The sequence below is a fragment of the Methanoculleus nereidis genome (genome assembly GCF_032944295.1).
GTDB lineage: Archaea > Halobacteriota > Methanomicrobia > Methanomicrobiales > Methanoculleaceae > Methanoculleus > Methanoculleus nereidis.
Genome location: NZ_JABFFQ010000005.1, coordinates 1 through 19671, shown reverse-complemented (window position 1 = coordinate 19671; position 19671 = coordinate 1). Strand labels below are relative to the sequence as shown.

15 protein-coding genes are annotated in these 19671 nt (G+C 65.0%); 9 read left to right on the top strand and 6 right to left on the bottom strand.

The features are described 5' to 3' along the window. Positions 1 to 126: 126 nt before the first annotated feature. Complete coding sequence (locus HL657_RS07505) at positions 127 to 2067, top strand: heavy metal translocating P-type ATPase (protein WP_317296207.1); 1941 nt, start codon at positions 127 to 129, stop codon at positions 2065 to 2067. Positions 2068 to 2101: 34 nt separating this feature from the next. Here the strand turns inward: HL657_RS07505 and HL657_RS07500 are convergent, their stop codons facing one another. Next, positions 2102 to 2965: a cupin domain-containing protein gene (locus HL657_RS07500; protein WP_317296206.1), complete on the bottom strand. Its 864-nt coding sequence runs from the start codon at positions 2963 to 2965 to the stop codon at positions 2102 to 2104. A 99-nt stretch (positions 2966 to 3064) separates the two neighbouring features. Next, positions 3065 to 5422 (bottom strand): PAS domain S-box protein, encoded by a 2358-nt coding sequence (locus tag HL657_RS07495; protein ID WP_317296205.1) that lies wholly within the window; start codon positions 5420 to 5422, stop codon positions 3065 to 3067. A 323-nt stretch (positions 5423 to 5745) separates the two neighbouring features. Here HL657_RS07495 and HL657_RS07490 point away from each other — a divergent pair, with 323 nt between their 5' ends. From HL657_RS07490 to HL657_RS07480, 3 genes are all read left to right on the top strand, one after another. Then, positions 5746 to 7914: a heavy metal translocating P-type ATPase gene (locus tag HL657_RS07490; RefSeq protein ID WP_317296204.1), complete on the top strand. Its 2169-nt coding sequence runs from the start codon at positions 5746 to 5748 to the stop codon at positions 7912 to 7914. 101 nt (positions 7915 to 8015) lie between these two features. Then, the gene (locus tag HL657_RS07485) at positions 8016 to 8822 is read left to right on the top strand and encodes a PKD domain-containing protein (protein ID WP_317296203.1); all 807 of its coding nucleotides are present in this window, start codon (positions 8016 to 8018) and stop codon (positions 8820 to 8822) included. A gap of 142 nt (positions 8823 to 8964) precedes the next feature. Beyond that, the gene (locus HL657_RS07480; protein ID WP_394804649.1) at positions 8965 to 9273 is read left to right on the top strand and encodes a type II toxin-antitoxin system PemK/MazF family toxin; all 309 of its coding nucleotides are present in this window, start codon (positions 8965 to 8967) and stop codon (positions 9271 to 9273) included. A 486-nt stretch (positions 9274 to 9759) separates the two neighbouring features. On the opposite strand, the gene HL657_RS07475 is transcribed toward HL657_RS07480, so the two are convergent. Then, positions 9760 to 11502 (bottom strand): PAS domain S-box protein, encoded by a 1743-nt coding sequence (locus HL657_RS07475; RefSeq protein WP_317296201.1) that lies wholly within the window; start codon positions 11500 to 11502, stop codon positions 9760 to 9762. A 332-nt stretch (positions 11503 to 11834) separates the two neighbouring features. Here HL657_RS07475 and HL657_RS07470 point away from each other — a divergent pair, with 332 nt between their 5' ends. Then, positions 11835 to 12422: a nitroreductase family protein gene (locus HL657_RS07470; RefSeq protein WP_317296200.1), complete on the top strand. Its 588-nt coding sequence runs from the start codon at positions 11835 to 11837 to the stop codon at positions 12420 to 12422. 486 nt (positions 12423 to 12908) lie between these two features. Here HL657_RS07470 and HL657_RS07465 read toward each other — a convergent pair whose 3' ends face one another. After that, entirely contained in the window at positions 12909 to 13964 is a 1056-nt protein-coding gene (locus HL657_RS07465) for a S1C family serine protease (RefSeq protein WP_317296199.1), read from the bottom strand. A gap of 169 nt (positions 13965 to 14133) precedes the next feature. Here HL657_RS07465 and HL657_RS07460 point away from each other — a divergent pair, with 169 nt between their 5' ends. Both HL657_RS07460 and HL657_RS07455 read left to right on the top strand, forming a co-directional pair. Then, positions 14134 to 14838 (top strand): alpha/beta hydrolase family protein, encoded by a 705-nt coding sequence (locus tag HL657_RS07460; protein ID WP_317296198.1) that lies wholly within the window; start codon positions 14134 to 14136, stop codon positions 14836 to 14838. A gap of 13 nt (positions 14839 to 14851) precedes the next feature. Next, a complete protein-coding gene (locus HL657_RS07455) occupies positions 14852 to 15970 on the top strand; it encodes an aminotransferase class I/II-fold pyridoxal phosphate-dependent enzyme (RefSeq protein ID WP_317296197.1) in 1119 nt (372 codons plus the stop codon). Here HL657_RS07455 and HL657_RS07450 read toward each other — a convergent pair. Beyond that, entirely contained in the window at positions 15951 to 16673 is a 723-nt protein-coding gene (locus HL657_RS07450) for a glycerophosphodiester phosphodiesterase (protein ID WP_317296196.1), read from the bottom strand. The genes HL657_RS07455 and HL657_RS07450 overlap by 20 nt on opposite strands. A gap of 188 nt (positions 16674 to 16861) precedes the next feature. Continuing rightward, on the bottom strand, positions 16862 to 17131 hold the full coding sequence (locus HL657_RS07445; protein WP_317296195.1) for a DUF2795 domain-containing protein: 270 nt from the start codon (positions 17129 to 17131) through the stop codon (positions 16862 to 16864). A 283-nt stretch (positions 17132 to 17414) separates the two neighbouring features. Here HL657_RS07445 and HL657_RS07440 point away from each other — a divergent pair, with 283 nt between their 5' ends. Both HL657_RS07440 and HL657_RS07435 read left to right on the top strand, forming a co-directional pair. Beyond that, positions 17415 to 18209, top strand: coding sequence for an ABC transporter substrate-binding protein (locus tag HL657_RS07440; RefSeq protein ID WP_317296194.1), 795 nt, complete (start codon positions 17415 to 17417; stop codon positions 18207 to 18209). Positions 18210 to 18267: 58 nt separating this feature from the next. Further along, positions 18268 to 19392, top strand: coding sequence for a DMT family transporter (locus HL657_RS07435; protein WP_317296371.1), 1125 nt, complete (start codon positions 18268 to 18270; stop codon positions 19390 to 19392). Positions 19393 to 19671 lie beyond the last annotated feature (279 nt).

Below are 19671 nucleotides of genomic sequence, written 5' to 3'. Positions count from 1 at the left end.
GGGTGGCCCCTGTCGGGGTTGATCGCGCCCGAGGTGAGCCCGGACCACCCTTTAAGTGGGATGCAGCCAGGATCGCATACCCATGATGGAGACCTCTATCCAGAAGGCTCCGGCCGGAGGAGGGCCGTGACGGAGCATGAGGAGTGCCCGTCCTGCCCCCGGTGCCGCGCCGGGATCTGCGAGGTGCACAGGCCGGTTGTCGGCCGCCGGAAGGCCGCGGTCTTCGTGGTCGCGGGCATCCTCCTCCTCGCGGGGGTGATCGTCGAGTACTTCACCCCGTATCCCTTCGCCGGGACAGCCCTCCTGCTCGCCGCCGCGATCCTATCCGGCTACGACGTCCTGAAAGCCGGGCTCCTCGCCCTCGTCCGGCTCCGGTTCAGCATCGCCGTGCTCATCACGATCGCGGCGGCGGGAGCGTTTTTGACCCAAAACCCCGCCGAGGGAGCGACCGTGCTCTACCTCTATACCATCGCCGAGTTCCTGGAGGAGTATGCGGCCGGGAGGGCGGAGCGCTCGATAGCCTCGCTCCTCGACGTCGCGCCGCAGACGGCCCGGGTCCGGCGTGACGACGGGGAGGTGACCGTTCCAGTCGACGAGGTCGGCGTCGGGGAGACCGTGATCGCAAGACCGGGCGACACCATTCCGCTCGACGGCGTCGTCACCGGCGGCGGGTCATCGGTCGACCAGGCGGCGATCACCGGCGAGAGCGTCCCGGCGGCGAAAGGCGTCGGGGACGCGGTCTACGCCGGGACCCGGAACGTGGAGGGCTACCTCGAGATCCGGGTGACGAAGCCTGAGGCGGAGAGCACGATAGCCCGGGTGGTGGCCCTGGTCGCGGAGGCCCAGGCCCACACCTCCCCCACCGAGGCGTTCATCGAGCGGTTCTCCCGCTACTACACCCCGGCGGTCATCCTCGGCGCCGCTCTCCTCGTCGTGGTCCCCCCGCTCGCCTTCGGCGTCCCGTTCGTCGAAGCGTTCTACCGGGCGCTGGTCCTGCTCGTCATCGCCTGTCCCTGCGCGCTCGCCATCTCCACCCCGGTCTCGATGGTCTCGGGGATCACGACCGCAGCGCATAACGGCGTGCTCATCAAGGGCCGGGACTCCCTCGAGACCGTGGGGCTCGCAAAGGTGGTCGTCTTCGACAAGACCGGGACGCTCACGACCGGAAGGCTCGAGGTGGACGGCGTGGTCGGGTTCGGGGTGCCGGCGACCGAGGTGCTCGCCGCCGCCGCGGCGCTCGAATCGCGCTCCGGCCACCCGATCGCGGAGGCGGTCCGGCGGCGGGCGGAGGAGGAGGATGTTCTTCTCCCGGACGTCGAGGAGTTCGTCTCGATCGCGGGAAGAGGCGTCCAGGGTCGGATCGGCGGTGAGACCTGCCTCCTCGGAAACGCTGCACTCTTCCCGGACGCCGCCGGCGGGGCATGGCGGCAGGAGTACGACCGCCTGGAGGGGGAGGGCAAGACCGTCATCCTCGCCGGCACCGATTCGGGCGTCTTCGGGCTGATTGCGCTCTCGGACGTCATCAAGAAGGATGCCGAAATGACGGTCGCCCACCTCCGGGCCCGCGGCATCCGGACGGTGATGCTCACCGGGGACAACGAGCGCGTGGGAGAAGCGGTGGCCCGCCGCATCGGGATCGACGAGTGCCATGCCGGGCTCCTCCCGGAGGATAAGGTCGCGATGGTCGAACGGCTGATGGACCGCTACGGGCTCGTGGTGATGGTCGGCGACGGCGTGAACGACGCGCCGGCGCTGGCCCGGGCGAACGTCGGGGTCGCGATGGGGGCGATCGGCTCGGACGTCGCGATCGAGGCGGCCGATATCGTCGTGATGGAGGACGACATATCCCGGGTCGCCTACCTCGTCGCCCTCTCGGAGAAGACGGTCTCGGTCATCCGGCAGAACGTCACAACGGCGCTCGTAGTGAAACTCGGGATCGCCGCGCTCGCGGTCTTTGGGCTGGTCACCCTCTGGATGGCGGTGGCGTTCGGCGACATGGGGCTCTCGTTCGCGGTCATCTTAAACGCGCTGCGGATAGGCCGGCCGGATACCGGCAATCCGCCGTGAAACCAGAACGGGCGCCGGAAAAAGAAGAGAGGATCTATTCAAAGAGAACGGTCTTCTCCGGCGTCCATGCCGGGTCGATGAACGAGAGGATCGTCGTCGTCGAACCGGCGGCGTTCCGGGTCTCTTTCACCAGGTCGGGCGGGACGTACGCGGCACTCCCGGCAGGGACCCGGACTGCTGCGCCGTCGCGCATGGCGACCTCGATCTCCCCCTCGATCACGTAGAGGAGATCGGACGAACCGCGGATCCCGTCATACCCAAGGTACCCGCCCGGGAGGAGTTCGACGTAGGCGATGCTGTAGTCGATCGGGATTGCCGTCTCGTTCATCAGCACCGGGTTCAAGACGGTGAAGGCCGCCACGCCGGACTCGAGGTCCCACTCGATCCCCGTCCGGGGATCGGCGACGACGATCGGCTTGCCATCCGTCGTCAGGTTGAGCGCGACAACGTCGTCCCCCGAAATCTCGATCTCGGGCGTGTAGGCCGGCTGGCTCACGGTGATGTAGTAGAGATCGGTTTCCCCGACCGAGGCTATCGACCGCAGCACCCCTTCCGGCAGGAGGACGGTCGCCCCTTCGCGGGCGGTCACCGTCTCGTTGTCGCAGCGGATCTCCGCCGCGCCGGCGATCACGTAGACGAGTTCCGTCGTCCCGATCAGGCGGTGCGGCGGCGTCGCGTTGCCGGGCGGGATGGCGACGCAGCCCATGCTGTAGTTCGTCCGGATCTCCGGCGACTCCTCGCCGATGAACCCGGAGTAGGTCGCCTGGCCGTCGAATATGGGGACCGGGTCCGCCGGGGCGATCAGGCTGACCTCCGCCTCCGCCGGAGGCTCGCTTGCGGTGAGGCACCCGGCAGAGAGGAGCATGCAGGCTAAGAGAAGAGGAACAATCCTGTACATGATACAGTGTCCGCGACAGAGGAAATAAACCCGATCGATCGCGTCAGGCATGCGCCCGGAGCGATCCGGATTCACAGCAGGGAGATACCGGCCCGGGGCTTACCCTTCGCGCCCCGCCTTCCGGAGGGTGAACCGGAACGCCGCTCCCATCTCCGGGCACCCCCGGACCCGGTCCTCGGCCCAGATCCTCCCGCCGTAGCGTGCAGTGAGCATTCGGCAGATCGAGAGCCCGAGACCCTGGCTCCCCCGCCGGCCGCCCTCCCGCTCGAACCGGAAGAAGATCGTCTCCTTCGCGTCCTCCGGGATACCGGGGCCGGTATCGGCAATGGTGATGATGACGGTCCACTCATCCAGCTCCTCGACCGTCACCGTGACCTCGACACCCGACCCGCCGTGCTTCGCGGCGTTGCCGATCAGGTTCGTGAAGACCTCCGGCAGGAGATCGTCGGCGAGGACCTTCACGAGCAGCCCCTCGTAGCGGATACAGAGGTCGGGGAAATGCGCAATCTCCTCCCGGATCACGGCGTCAAGGTCATGAGGCGTAAGTCCGGCCCGGGTCTCGTGGATCTTGCGGAGAGTGGCGACGTTTGCCGTTATCTCGATGCTCTTCTTGATCCCGGCCTTCAGCTTCCGGGCGTGCCGCGCCGGCTCTCCCTCGAGCTCGTCGATGAGGATATCGGCGTAGATGTTGGCGACGTTGTCCGCGTTCCGGATATCGTGGGTGAGGATATCGAGGTAGAGGTTCGCCTCCCGGTTTGCCACCTCAAGCCTCCGGTAGAGCATCCCCCGCGTTATGCCGGCCCCGATCTCCCGGCCGACCGCTTCAAGGAGCGCGCGCTCGTCGGGGGAGAACGATCCCCGGTCCCTGCTCCCGATGATGAGCGCCCCGACGACGTCGGACTCGACGACGAGCGGGATGCAGGCGAGTGCGGCAAACCCAAGTTCCCGGAGGAGAGGTGACCCGGGGGCGTTCCGGCCCTGCTCAAGGTAGCAGGGCATGCCGGCGTCGAGGGTGTCGGCGAACGAACCCCCCCGGGTCCTCTCTGCCTGCTCCAGGCACGTCTCGGGTATGTTCCTCAGGCACCGGAGCGTGGCCTCGCCCTGCCCGGCATCGAGGCGGCAGATAGCGCCGCCGTCGTAATCAAGCAGGTCGAGCGTCTGGCCGAGCGCCGCCTCAAGCAGTTCGTCCAGCGTCCGGGCCGACGCGGATGTGCCGATGATCCGGTTCAGCAGCAGGAGGTAGCGGTTTCTGGCCTGCAGTTGCTCCTCCGCCTGTTTCCGGTGGGTGACGTCCCGCATAACGACCTGGACCGCGGGCCGGCCCTCATAATACGTCCGTGTGCCCCTCCCCTCGACGGGGACCGTTGTCCCGTCAAGCCTGATGACCGGCAGCTCGATGAGCGGCGTCTCCTCTCCCTGGAGATCCCGCGTACTGAAGGCCGCGACGGTATCCCGGGTTTCCGGGTGGACGATATCGAGGATACCCATCCCGATGACCTCTTCGGAGCGTGAAGCCCCGAGCAGTTTCAGGCCGGCGGGGTTGATGAAGAGGATCTCCCCGTCGCGGTGGATCAGGGTCGCCTCGGCGGAGAGTTCCACGAGCGATCGGTATTTCTCCTCGCTCTCGCGGAGCTGCGCCTCCATCTTCTTCAAGGGAGTGATGTCCTGGACCCCGGCAAAGAATCCCCGGCTGTTGCCGTCGGCGTCGACGATCGGCGTGGTCGCCATCAGCGTGTGGACGCGGGCGCCGTCACTGCGGATCAGATCGATCTCAAAGATCTCCCGTTTGCTCTGGCCCAGGTTCTGCAGGTAATCTCCCAGGCATTCGGCGCCCGCCTCGTCGACGAACAGAGAGACCGGCGCGCCGACGATCTCGGCGACCGGGTAGCCGACGATCTCGGCCATGCGCTGGTTGGCGAAGACCGCAATGCCCTCCCTGTCGATCAGCCCGATCCCCTCGTTGAGGTTCTCGACGAGGGTCCGGTACCGGTCCTCGCTCTCCCGCAGGATATCTTCCATCCGCACCTGACTGGTGCAGGGAAGGGCCGGAGCGCCGCCCAGAATCCCGGAGGAGGCGGGAGAGAGGCGGATGACCCGCATGCCCCGGAACGGCCCCGCGTCAACGGCCCTGCACGAGCAGCGGAACCGCTCCCTCCCATAGCCCGGCGACAGCAGCGTGCACAGAACGTCGGCAGCCCGGGTGTCGGCGTCGAGGGATGCCAGGACCGCCGCCCTGGACGGCTCCTCGCAGATCCGGGGTACCAGGACCCGGCGGATGAACTGAACTGCATCCATCCCGGAGAGCGCATCCCGGCCGATGCCAAGCAGGTGCCGCAGATACCTGTTGACGCAGGCTATCCGGTTATCGGGGCCGACGACAAGCAGCCCCTCGTCGAGCGCATCCAGAATAGCGGAGAGCGCGAGGGTATCGCCGTATACGGGCTTGCGTACGTGCATTGGCCGGGACCACCTTCCTTTCTACTCTCGGGGACTTTTATATCCTGTACAGATAAAATGTTCCCACGCGATTCAGACGCATCCAGGCTATTTTCGGAGGAATTTAAGGGAATTTTTCCACTCGTGTGGATGGATCTGTTCGATTACGTGGAGTATGCTGTCCTCACGGCTTTATAAACCTACCCATTTGCTCCGGGAGTGCCCGTGCTCTCCCCATCGACGGATACGCGATTCAACTGCTCCTGCAGTTCTGCACGGCCGGCTGCCCCCGGCCGCGAAGGTGCATGCGGCCTCGTTGTGCCTTCGCTGCCGGTATATTTACATTGCCGGGAGACCTGCATCTCCTGCCATGGGCGGATGCATGCACCCGCACCGGGACGGGTCTTGCCGCCGGGCGACGGAGACGCTCCGGCAGCGTTACGCGCGGGACAAAACTGTCGAAGAGGAGAGAGCGGCGGGGAGGGGTTGATACGGACCACGACCACGGGCAGTACGAGACGCAAATCGTGGAGGCGAGCCGGAAGAAGCCGCCGGAGACCCGTGGTCCCGCCCCGCACACCCACCACGCCCTCAGAGACTTCCGGCGGCGGTTTATCGTCTCGACGATCCTGACAATCCCGATCCTCCTCCTCTCGGAGCCGGTCCAGAGGCTCCTCGGGTTCACCATCCGGTTCCCGGGCTCGGACTACCTCCTCCTCGCTCTTGCGACCGCCGTCTACCTCTACGGCGGCTGGCCGTTCCTCTCCGGCATTGTGCGCGAACTCCGGGCGCGGATGCCCGGGATGATGACGCTCATCGCCGTCGCGATCACCGTCGCCTACGTCTACAGTTCGGCGGTCGTCCTCGGTCTCGTCGGCGAAGAGGGGTTCTTCTGGGAACTCGCCACCCTGATCGACATCATGCTCCTCGGGCACTGGGTGGAGATGCGCTCGGTTCTCGGGGCGTCGCGGGCACTCGAGGAGCTGGTCCGGGTCATGCCTTCAGAGGCGCACCTCCTCCGGGACGGGGGGACCGAGGACGTGCCCGTAGACCGTCTCAGACCGGGCGACCGGGTCCTCGTCCGGCCCGGGGAGAAGGTGCCGGTGGACGGCACGGTGGCCGAGGGAGCAACAAGCGTCAACGAGGCGATGCTCACCGGGGAGTCGAAACCGGTGGAGAAGCGCCCGGGCGACGGGGTCATCGGCGGGGCGATCAACGGCGAGGGCTCGATCGTCGTCGAGGTCGAGAAGACGGGGGCGGAGACCTACCTTGCGCAGGTGATCGACCTCGTGCAGAAGGCGCAGGAGAGCCGGTCCCGGACCCAGGACCTCGCCGACCGGGCGGCGTTCATCCTGGTGGTGATCGCCCTCTCGGTCGGTGCGGTGACGTTTGCAGCATGGTTCGCCCTCGGAGAGGGTACCGGGTTTGCGGTGGAGCGGGCCGCGACCGTGATGGTCATCACCTGCCCTCACGCCCTCGGGCTTGCCGTCCCGCTCGTGGTCGCGGTCTCGACGGCCCTTGCCGCACAGTCCGGGTTCCTGATCCGGGACCGGAGCGCGTTTGAGCGGGCAAAAGACCTCACAGCAGTCGTCTTCGACAAGACCGGCACCCTGACGGAGGGGCGGTTCGGGGTCACGGACGTCCTCGCCTTCGCCGGCGCGGCAGAGGAGGATGTGGTCCGGGCGACGGCATCGGTGGAGGCGCACTCTGAGCACCCGCTCGCGCGGGGGGTGGTCAGGAGCGCGGAGGAACAGGGCATCTCTCTGCTCCCGGTCGAAGGTTTCCGCGCGATCCCGGGGGTCGGCGTCGAGGGGAAGGCCGGCGGCCGGGCCGTCCGGGTCGTCGGCCCGGGCTACCTCGCGGAGCGGGGGATCGCGGCCGGGGACGAGGGGGTCGAGACGCTCCAGCGACAGGGCAAGACCGTCGTCTTCCTGCTCGAGGACGACCGGCCGGTCGGCGCGATCGCGCTCGCCGATATCATCCGGCCGGAGTCGGGAGACGCCATCCGCCGGCTCAAGGCGATGGGTATCCGGTGCATGATGCTGACCGGCGACAACCGTGACGTCGCGGCGTGGGTGGCGGGGGAACTGGGTCTTGACGAGTTCTTTGCCGGGGTCCTGCCCCACGAGAAGGCGGAGAAGATCCGGGAGGTGCAGCAGCGCTACCGGGTGGCGATGGTGGGCGACGGGATCAACGACGCCCCCGCGCTCGTCGAGGCCGATGTGGGGATCGCCATCGGGGCCGGGACCGATGTTGCCGTCGAGAGCGCCGATATCGTCCTCGTGAGGAACGATCCCCGGGACGCGGCGGCGGTCATCGACCTTGCAAAGAAGACCTACCGGAAGATGTTCGAGAACCTCCTCTGGGCGACGGGCTACAACGCCGTCGCCATCCCGCTCGCCGCCGGCGTGCTGATCGGCGCCGGGATCGTCCTCACCCCGGCGGCAGGGGCGGTGCTGATGAGCGCAAGCACCGTGATCGTCGCGATCAACGCCCGGCTGCTCCGGGTGTAGGGACGGCCCCTGCATCACCGCCGGGGTGATTGATTGAACCGGGAGGTTCAATGCGGTCAAATAGGGGAACGGAGTGAGTATCTACCGGAGACGAGTTACTCATGAAACGAGACACGACAATCCGAATCTTCTCCCTCTTCATCGCCCTCGCCGTGGTGGTTCCTGCCGTGCAGGCCGCCCTCGTCGTCGATGCAGGGAGCGACCGCACGGTACTCGCCGGTGAGCCGGTCACCATCCTCGCGGCCTGCAACAGCACGGATGCCTTCGATGCAATGAACCTCTCCGCTTCCGTCGACTGGAACACGGGAACGACGGAGGCGGAGATCGTGGCGGAGGACGAGCATAACGGCACCGTCCGGGCCACCTACACCTACCTCGCCGCCGGCACCTACGCCGCCACGGTGAAGGTCGAAAACAACGCCACCGGCGCCGTCGCCTGCGACACCCTGAACGTGACCGTGAAGGCGCAGACGGCGGAGGTGAAGGTCGCCCCGAAGACGCTGAACCAGAAGAGCAACGGTATCATGACCATCTTCATCAACGTTGCTGAATGGCTCGGGTTTGCCGGCGCCGACCGCACGAACGTGACGGTATCGGACCCCGCGGAGTTCGCGATCGGGAACGCAACGCCGGAGAAGGTCAACTTCTGCGCAAAAGACGGCGGCACGCTCATCCTGAAGTACCGGCGGCAGGACCTCGACCTGAACGAAGGTGACAACAACCTGACCGTGACCGGCAGCGCCGTGACCGAGGAGGGTAATGTCTCAGTGGCCGGCACCGGTACCGTATCCGTCATCAAGGGCAAGAACGACGACGGACACGCCCGGGCCGCGATGGCGAAGAACCAGAAAGAGTTCCGTGAAGAGCAGCAGAAATCCAACGGGAAAGCAAACGGACGGGCGCCGTAACGGCGCACCGGAGGGTGCGGGGGACACCCTCCTTCCTCTTGTTACCATAAAGGCCCGGACAGGGGATCAATTCTCTTATCGCTTATCGGGGCAACCTATGTGCATGGGACGCTACACCAGCGGCGACGTCATATTAGCCCCCGTGCGCATCGGGGGAGGGGGCGAGCGGAAGGTGCGCCCGGTGGTGGTCGTTTCTGCAGGAGAGGACGGGACCCTGCTCGTCTGCCCGGTATCGAGCAGCCCCTCTACCGACGGAATTTCCGTCTCACTCTCGCTCCACGACTTCGCCCGCGGCGGGCTCGACCTCTTTATCGAGAGCTACGCGCTCGCCGCACACGCCGCCACTATCCGGGCGGCGGAGGTTGTCGGGAAGAAAGGCACGCTTATACCGGAGACATTCGCCGCCGTCCGGGAGGCCGTGCCGGGGGTGTACAAAAAGAGGGGGCGGTGATGAATGGGTTTTCCCCGGGTTGTTCCCGTGCAGTGGATCGTAGGGGACTGCGCAACTCGCACCTCCGGTGTTCAAACCCCGTTTCTCGCACCTAACGGTGCTCACGTTCGCTTTCGCTCACGCCTCGAAAAACTGCGGGTTTCTCGAACTCCTGTCCTACAGACAGCGCTTCGATGCACTGACACGGATTTCAAGGGGATATCGCCATTCGGGGGAGGGGCTGACGGGGAGGGGGGTCTCCCCCCTCGAAGAACTTCGTTCTTCTCATGCTCCCTTCGGTCGCACTCCCCATTGTCCCCACCCCCCGTTGCGATACTTCCACGGTCCACTGTATCGGGATATTCCTTCGCTTCACTCGTTTTGTTCTCGTAACTTGCACCAAATGGTGGTCTGGGTGAAAATCGTGTCTGGGAACGCAACTGAACAAAACGGCGTTCCCGGTATAACTACGATCCTATGAAACAACTGTGAAACCACAACAGGCCTTCAGAGTTCGTACCGCTTCACGAACTCCCGGATCTTCCGCGACTCCATCCATTCCCGGTCCAGCCGGTTGATCTGCATGTTGATCCTGCGGACCTGTTCGCGGAGTTTCTCTGCGGTCTCCTCGTCGTCGAGCAGGTCCGCAACACCCATGACCACCTGGAGCGGGTGGCGGACATGATCGGCAAGGATTGCGAACTGCGCGATATTACGCTCGGTCATATCGAACGCCTGCTCACGGAGCCGTTCGTACAGGATCCGCTCGGAGATGTCCCTGCCGATAGCCTGGAACCCCACGATCGCCCCCTTCTCGACGATAGGCGACTCGTTCAGTTCCAGTATGACGGTCTCGCCGTCCTTCCGCCGGACCTCGGCCTGGAGCCGTTCGACCTGCTCGCCCCTGGACACCTTCCGGCGCCCCCGTTCCCAGGCTGGAATGCTTGATGTGAGGATGTAATCCTCCCACTCGGTTCCTACCATCTCCTCGGGAGCGTACCCGAGTATCCGCTCCACGGCCGGGGAGACGTAGGTGATCCCCCGGTCGTGGTAGTAGGTGCAGATCATATCGAAACTCCGCTGGGCAATCCCCCGGAACATCTCCTCGCTCTTCTCGAGCGCCTCTTCTACATGCAGCCGTTCGATGATCCGGCCGAGCCGCCTTGTGATGGAGTCAAGCAGCATCTGCTCTTCCGGCAAGAACGGCCCTTCGGCCCCCTTCGGAACCTCCGCGCGGCACCGGACCTCGACCTCGCCGACCTGTACGCCATGGACGACGATCGGGCTGCTCTGCTTCCAGGGGGTCTCTCCCGGATCGCCCCGGTAGTAGTCCCGGCCGTAGACGATGATCCGCACCGCAGTATCATCCGGGTACTGCCAGCCCAGGGGAAGGGTATCGGCAACCGCCTGCAGGAGCGTTTCAAGCGTTATTCCCGGAACCTCGACGAGGTGTGAGATGGTGTACAGGCACCGGAGTTCGTCCATCCGTTTCTTGAGTTCGTGCGTCTTCTCCCGGAGCGCCTCCTCCACACGGTTCCGTTCCGTCACATCGAAGGCTATCCCGGTAACGCCGGTAATCCTGCCCTCCGCATTTCGGAGCGGCTTTAATGTCAGGTCCCGGATGCGTGAATCACCCGCGACGGGGAACGTCACCGCCGCCCGCACGGTCTCTCCCGTCTCAAGAACCCGGCGTTTGAGCGCGGTAAGAAACGCGGCGCTGTCGGGAAAGGCGTCCTCGTCCCGCATGCCGATGATGGACGCGTCCGTAGATCCCAGCTGCTGGTTGTACGACCAGGTATAGCGGAGGTTTTCGTCCTGTGCAAAGATGACCACCGGCGATTGGTCGAGCGCGACCCTGAAATGGTGCGCGTCCAGGTCGGCGGTGGCATCCCGGATCTTGATAAGCCGCTGCCCGGCAACGACCCACTTGCCCGTGATCGAGAGCCAGCGCCGGGTGCCATCGGGGGTCCGGGCACGGTAGAGGCGGGTGGGGAGATCTGCACCGTTTTCCAGGGCCTGCCGGAGCAGCCGTGCGGAGGCTTCATCCTCGAAGGTCGGGAGAAGGTGCGTGCCGAAGAGGTCCCGCACGTCCATGCCGACGGCGTCGTCCTGCTGGATGGCAAGGGTCCGTGCGAGTGCCGGGTTGTACCAGCTGACCTTCCGGTCATCGTTTACCACAAGAAGGCCGTCTTCAAGAGCGTCGAAGACTGCAGGGTCACAGGGTGACCGTTCATGATGCGAGTCAGTCATAGCCCACCGGCGCTGGAACGCTATCGCTGTAATGCTTGTGCTCCGTGGACGGTAAAAAAGGTTACTATCCGATCTGGGGATAAATACCAGATTTCTATGCTGATCCGGAGATTTCGGCGGCGTTCGCGGTTTCCCGAATGCGCGGGCTATGGTACAGCACGCCGGGCAAAAAACCGGGTGGGGAGGGGGCTGCAGGCCGGCAGCCATCCCCGTCGGCATGGATGAGTTCCGTCACCGGGAAACACGAAGGTATCCCGGGCCCGCGATAGAGCAGTGACCGGTGCGGCTTCCCCCCAACACATAAATACCATCGGCGAGCCGTAGGGGGCTTTATGATGGCGGATACAGAGTCCATCGAGATATTCTCCGTGATCCGGGAACGCCGGAGCGTCAGGAACTACACCGGCCGCGAGGTCCCGGACGAGGCCCTCCGGGCGATCATCGCTGCGGGCATCCAGGCCCCGACCGCTCTCGGGCTTCAGCCCTGGCAGTTCGTGGTCGTGAGAGACAGGGACCTGATGCGGCGGGCGTCCGACTACTGTAAGCCGATCCTTATAGAGAAGATCGGGGAGGAGTCCCGGCCGGGGACGGAAGAGTTCCTCGCGGCGCTCAAGACTCCTGAGTTCAGCATCTTCTACAACGCCCCGGTGCTGGTCCTGGTCCTCGGCGCCCGGGATGTCGCATCGAGCGTCCTCGACTGCACGCTCTGTGCGGAGAACATGATGCTTGCCGCCTGGGCGCTCGGCATCGGCAGCTGCTGGATCGGGGCCGCGGCCCTCATCGAGCAGAACCCCGAGATCCTTGCGGCGATGAAGGTCCCCGGCGACCACCAGATCGTGGCGCCGCTGATCTTCGGCTATCCCGCCCCCCTGTCAGCGAAACCGGCACGCCGGGAGCCGCGGATAACGTGGGTTCCCTGACCAGGACCGGTAGTGACCGCAAAAGGAAGCAGGTATCACGGCCTTCGGCCCATCGCACCTCGAAGCCCAAGGCTTCTCAAACTCCTGCCGCCTACGATGCTCGCGCCAGTCGCACCTCACACCTTCGGCGCTCAAACTCCTGCCGGGACGCCAGTCGCACTCATGAATCGTTGCGATTCTCGCCTACGGTGCTCACGCGTGACGTTGGATTGCGTTCCAGACGCGGATTCCGAGGGGATATCGCCCTGGGGGAGGGGCTGACGGGGAGGGGGGCTCGCCCCCCTCCCCTGTTCCCACGGTCCACTGCATCGGAATATTTCCCTCGCTTCACTTGATTGTCGCACAACGATGGCCTTCGGCCCATCGCACTTCGAAGCCTAATGGCTTCTCAAACTTCAGACATTGTCCGTCGCGCCGTCCCGGCAATCGCGCTCCGGAGCGTCGCTCTTCGCAAAGACGAGTTCGGTTGTGAGTTCCGCCCTCCGCTTACCCGGCGGCAGCGCACGCGACCGCTTCCGCCGGGATGATCGGGAGCGTGATCCGCCGCCGGTCCCGGACAAGCGTCAGGGTTGCCGGCTCCGCGATGGGCCAGGTGGCGAGGAACCGGTGCAGGTCGTCGACGCACGTCACGCACGTCTCGTTGATCGCGACGATCAGGTCTCCGCCGCGGAGCCCGGCCCGGCCGGCGGGGCTTGCCCGGCTCACCGAGACGACCTCGACCGCCTGGTTCGCGGCGAGGCCGAGCGCCGCAACAAGCGGCTGCGGGAGCGGCCGGGACTGGCCGGCGATACCCAGATATCCGCGCCGCACCCTGCCGTCGGCGACCAGCTGCGGCAGGACCCACGAGGCGGTGTTCGAGGGGATCGAGAAGCAGATGCCCTGCGCCATCGGGATGATGGCCGTGTTGATGCCGATGACGCGGCCGCGGGAGTCGACCAGCGGACCGCCGGAGTTGCCGGGGTTCAAGGGAGCGGTGTGCTGAATGATGTTCTCGATCAGGCGGCCGTCCCGGCTCCGGAGCGCCCGCCCGAGAGCGCTCAGGACTCCTGTCGAGACGGTCGAGTTAAAGCCGAGCGGGTTGCCGATGGCTATCGCGAGCTGGCCGACCGAGAGCGCCCCGGAGTCGCCGAACGACGCGTAGGGGAGGCCGCCGGCATCGGTACGGAGCACGGCGAGATCGGTCGCCGGGTCGGCCCCGGCCAGGCGTGCGGGAAGTGTGGTCCCGTCCGCCGTACGGACCTCGAGCCTCCCGGCTCCCTGCACCACGTGGTTGTTGGTCAGGATGTAGCCTTCCGGCGCCACGATCACGCCTGAGCCCGCTCCCATCTGGTCGCCGCGCTGGCCCTGGAGGTTCTTCCCCGCGACCACGCTCACGACCGCGGGCCCCACGGACTCGACGACCCGGACGACGGCCCGGGAGTAGGCGTCGAGGAGGTCGGCATCCGACTCCCCGGTATTTGAAGATGCACCGTTCCCGGACGGAGCGGATACCGGGTGAGAGTCGCCAACCTGTCGGAAGAATGTGCGCTCTGTTTTATTCATTGTAATTTATAATTTTATAATCAATAGTAATGTACTTTCCGCACAGGTTTGGTGAGCAACGTTCCTCACAGCGCGTAAGATCGCTCCTGCACCGGGCGCGCAGGGATTCTTCATGGGCTGCATCACTCCCGCCGCAAAAGACAAATAGCCGCAATCGCTATTGCCCTCCATGCTCGAGACGGCTGCGATTGAGGTGAATGTGGATGCAACGAGCATCGAGGTGCACCCCACGGATGTCAGGCGACTCCCGCAGGCCGGGGAAGCCTACGATATCGTAGAGATCGAGACCGACCGGGGAACGACCACCTGCCGCTACTACGAGGCCGCAGGGGCCGGAACCGGTGTCGTCATGGTCGGCGGGACCGGCGGCGGGTTCGACACCCCTGCACGGGACCTCTACCCACGGCTGGCGCAGGACCTCCCGAACCACCGGATCAGCGCGCTCCGGGTGCAGTACCGGCACCCGAAGGATCTCGTGGAGTCAGTCATCGACACGGTCCTCGGTACGCGTTATCTTGAGAGCCAGGGCGTCTCGGCCGTCGGGCTGGTCGGGCACTCGCTCGGGGGAGCGGTGGTGATCCAGGCGGCCGCAAACGTCCCGGCGGCCAGGGTCGTCGTCGCCATCTCCACCCAGACCACCGGGACCGAACCGGTCGTCGGCCTCGCGGGCCGTGCGGCACTCCTCTTCCTGCACGGGGATAACGACCCGGTCCTCCCTCACCGCTCGTCGGAGGATGTCTACCGTCGTGCCGGCGAGCCAAAACGGCTCGTCATCTACGAAGGGGCGGGCCACACCCTCGACGAGACAGCGGAGAGCCTCTACGTCGAGGTGAAGGCGTGGCTCCTCAAGCACCTCCCCGGAGCGGTCGTCTGATCCGGTACCGGGAATGTCTATTCGCGAGTTCAAGCTGGAACGGTTCATGGCGGAGCACGAGTTCCGGGCATCGTATGTGCTCGGGGCCTCCGACGGCGAGACACTGAGCGTACAGGAACTTCTCTCCCTTGACCCCGGGTCAGAAAACGACCTCCTGCGGCTGCGTCTCGGTTACGCCGAGCCGGCGGGAAGCGCATCGCTCCGGGAGGCAATCGCCGGGCTTTACTCGGGGGTATCGCCCGATGAGGTCATCACCTTCAACGGGGCATCCGAAGGGATCATGGCGTTCATGTCGACCGCCCTCCAGCCCGACGATCACGTTATCGTCCAGTTTCCCGCATACCAGTCGCTCTACGAGGTCACCCGCTCGCGTGGTTGCGACGTCACGCTCTGGTGGATGGATGAGGAGAAGGGCTGGAGCCCGGACCTCGAGGTGCTGCAGGAACTGGCCGGACCGGCGACGAAGGCGATCGTCATCAACTCCCCGCACAACCCCACCGGCTACCAGTTCCCGGAGAGCAGCTTTTCGGCCCTGATCGAGTTCGCGGAGGAACGAGACATCACCATCTTCTCCGATGAGGTCTACCGGCTCCTTGAGCACCGGGCCGACGACCGACTCCCCGCTATGGTCGACGTGCCGGGCGCTCATGTCTCGCTCGGAGACGTATCAAAAGCGTACGGGCTTGCCGGACTCCGCATCGGGTGGGTTGCGACCCGTGATCGAGACCTGCTCGGACGGCTTGCGAGGTACAAGGACTACTCAACCATCTGCAACAGCGCTCCCGGCGAGTTCTTTGCCGGGATCGCGCTCCGCCATCGGGGAAAGATCGTCGCCAGGAACCTGGATATCATACGGCGGAACGTCGGGCTGCTGGACGACTTCTTTACTACCTGGAGCAGCCTCTTTTCGTGGGTCCGCCCCCGGGGAGGAACGACAGCGTTTCCCCGGCTCAGGGCAGGGGAAGGCGCTTTCGCACTCTGCACCGATCTCCTGGATTCGGCAGGTATCCTCCTCGTTCCCGGAACGGTCTTCGAGCACGATGACGCTCATATCAGGTTCGGCTACGGGAGACAGGATATGCCTGAGGCCCTGGAGCGCCTCGACGGCTATCTCAGGACCCGGTTCGGCTGATCCCGGATAGAACCCGGCGCTCCTCGCCCATCCCCTCCAGGTATCGGCGTGCGGCGCAGGGATCGTCGCTTGAGAACCCTTCGACGCCGATACGGATCGCTTCCTCGATATCCTCCGGCGTGTTCAACAGCCAGGGGACGACGAGCAGTCCGGCGTTGTGCGCCTGATCCACCAGTTCGCGGGAGACCCGGTCCCATCGCGGGAGGATGAGGTCGGCCTCTACCGAGCGGGCGAGCCCGACAGGATCGACGATCTCCTGCGAGTAGATGAGGCCCGCCTGCGCCCCGGGGAGGAGCTTCTTTGCCATCGATACACTCTCCGGGTGAAACGAGACCAGGAAAAGCCGTTCCGGCATCCGGTCCATGAGCACCGAGACGACGATCGCTTCGGTCCCGGGCTCCTTGAATTCCACGACAAGCCCTGTCTGCCCGCGGACCAGGTCGATAACCTCCGAAAGCGTCGGGATGGTCTCGCCCCCGCCCGCGTCCAGCCTTTTGAGTTCCTCGATGGTGAAGCCTTTGACCGGTCCGGTCCCGTCCGTCGTCCGGTCGACGGCCGCGTCATGGATCGCAACCACAATACCGTCTTTTGTGAGGCGCACGTCGACCTCGACGAGATCGGCGCATGCCATCCCTGTTCGGAGAGCCCTCAGGGTGTTCTCCGGTCCGAGAGCCCTTGCCCCCCGGTGTCCGATGATGAGCATGCGACGCCATACACCCGGGGACCAGATATAGGTGGCGGGCTTTTCCGGCAGAGCGGTCCATACCAGGCACTTCCGGCATGGTGCAGCCCGGTTGCCTGCATGGCTCCCGGCACGGAGCACCGCCCTGAGAAACGGTTCCTTCAGGGGCAGGTGCCGGAGGCGGCACCTGTGTGCGGCTGAAAAAAGGGTTACTTCTGCTGAACCTTCTGGAACTCTGATTTAATGTCTTCCTTGCTGTTGTACTGCTTATCCTCAAACTGGTTCAGCGTATCAAGGATGCCCTGAGGTGCTCCGCTCTCCTTCGCCTGGGAGAGAAGATTGTCTTTCGATGCGGGGAAATTAATCCTCGAGGTGATCTGTTCGATGATCCGGGGGTCGAGTTCCTGCAGGGACCCGGCGACTTTCGACATCCCGCCCATGGCGGATTCTTTTATGCCTTTCATACTGCTCACCGTCATATCTGCGCTCCCTTTCCGGGAGGCGGCCCCAGGAGGGTAAGATGCAATAAATACCTATCGGCCGTACTTTGGTGGGATGGTTGCCCCGTGCCGGCGAAAGCAACCAGACCCCTCCTGCGGCGAACGCCGGCAGGGTGCCGGAGGCTGCACCGATTCGAGCAGAAGGGCGGCAACGGGGGATATTTGCTTCGAAACCAGAGATTTCGCTGGCTGTCAGGCCAACCGCCCCTCGGCAGGGCCAAATCAAAAGGTTAATTTTACTTATCTAACAAATTTCTCTTTCATGCGAACTCACGGTATTCTTACGTTGCTCGCCTGTCTTGTCGCAGTGCTGGCCGTCGTCGGTGCAGGGTGCACCGGCACGACCGAGCAGACCGGCGGAGCGGAACTGAAAGACTCCTATATCGTCGGCATCGACGGCGCGTATCCTCCCTTTAGCTACGTCGACAAGGACGACAACGCCCAGGGATTCGATGTCGATTCCATGAGGTGGATCGCCGAGCAGAAGGGCATCGAGGTGACGTTCATGGCGGTCGACTGGGACGCCATCATCCCGACCCTCCAGGCGGGGAAGATCGATATGGTCTATGCCGGGATGTCGATCACCCCCGAGCGGCTGGAGAAGGTCAGTTTCACCAACCCCTACTGGTCAATCAACCAGGACGTCGCGGCCCGCGAGGACTCGAACGTGACGCTTGACGACGTCCTTGACGGAAAGGCGGTCATCGGAGCGCAGCGGGGATGCACCGCCGCCATGTGGATCGAGGAGAACCTGATCGAGACCGGGAAGATGCCCAAAGACAACCTGAAGTACTACCCCGACACACCGGCTGCCGTCAGCGACCTCGAGATCGGCAGGATCGACGCAGTCATGTACGACGACGTCTCCCTGCAGGACATCATCAGCGACAAGCCGCTGAAGACCATCGGGTCTGTTCAGACACAGGAGCAGGAGCAGTTCGGTGTCGCCATCAGAAAGGAAGATACCGCGCTCCTCGAGCTCATGAACGAGGGAATTGCGGAACTGCAGGCCGATCCCTACTGGGAAGAGCTCAAAGAGAAGCACAACCTGAAGTAATTGGGGACGGTTTGTCCCCCATTTTTCACAACCTTCAACCCTCCCGGAGGCAACTCTTCTGTATCCGCGTAAACCCGCCGCCATAGGTAACGGATCCACCCTGGCGAGCTACCGGGCACCCGTCCTCTGTGCGCTGGCGACGGCGGTTCTCATCGGGGGAAGCGCTCCGTTCACGAAACTCCTCCTCGACGGCACCGGGCCGCTCGCGCTCGCCGCACTGGTCTCGCTCGGGAGCGGCTCCGGCGCACTGCTCTTCTCCCTCGCCGGAACGGCGGCAGGTAACAAACGGAGCCACATGGAGGCGCCGCCCGGGAGGAGCGATATCCCGTGGCTCATCGGCGTGACGCTCTTTGGAGGGCTTCTTGCACCGGTCACCCTGGTATACAGCCTCCCCGGAACGCCGGCGGCGACGGCGGCCCTCCTCCTGAACTTCGAGGCCGTGGCGACGACGGTGATTGCCGCGGCGGTCTTTGGCGAGTGGGTGAGCCGCCGCGCCTGGGTTGCGCTCGGGTGCATCACCGCGTCGTGCCTCCTCCTCACCGGGCACCCGGCCGCCGGACTCGGGTTATCCCTCCCGGCGCTCGGCATCCTGCTCACCTGCCTCTTCTGGGCGGTCGACAACAACCTGGGGCAGCGGCTCTCGGCAAAGGACCCGCTCCTCGTCATCTCCATAAAGGGGATCGGGGCCGGCACCGTCACGCTCCTCGTCGCGCTCGCCGCCGGGGAGGGGCTCCCGGGCCCGGCCACGGCCGCTGCCGCCATGGTGGTCGGGTTCCTCTGCTACGGCGGCCTGACGAGCATCCTCTTCCTCCTCGCCCTCCGGGGCATCGGCGCCGCCCGGGCGGGTTCGCTCCTCGCCATCTCCCCGTTCTTCGGCGTCCTCTTCTCGCTCCTGCTCTTCGCCGAACTGCCGGCGGGCGCGTTCTATGTTGCGCTGCCGGTTATGGCGCTCGGGGCCTGGCTGATGGTCTCCGAGGAGCATTCGCACTCCCACCGGCACCCGGCGACCATCCACGAGCACCGCCACCGCCACGACGACCAACATCACGACCACGACCATGAGGCCGGCGACCCGCCGCTCTCGGCGGCCGGCGAGCATTCCCATGTGCATGCCCATGCCGAACTCGCCCACGAGCACCCGCACCAGCCCGATATCCACCACCGGCATTTGCACAGGCGGTAGGGGTGGGTGAGGGGTTCTCAGCCCTGCAGTATGTTAACCGGCTCGGTATTCTCTAGAAGGTCTATGTGCGACGATGTAGGTGGGAGATGGATAAGACCGTGAGTGAGCATATCGTCCCTGGTGCTGGGACGAACGTGAATTTTTACTTCCGGTGGGCTCATGCTCTGCTCATTCAGCACATCGCTCTTTGGGATGCCGCAAACCCGTTCACGGCTTTCCAGTGAGTATCGCCATAGGGGAGGGGTTGCAGGTGAGGGGGGCCTGCCCCCCCCCCCCCTT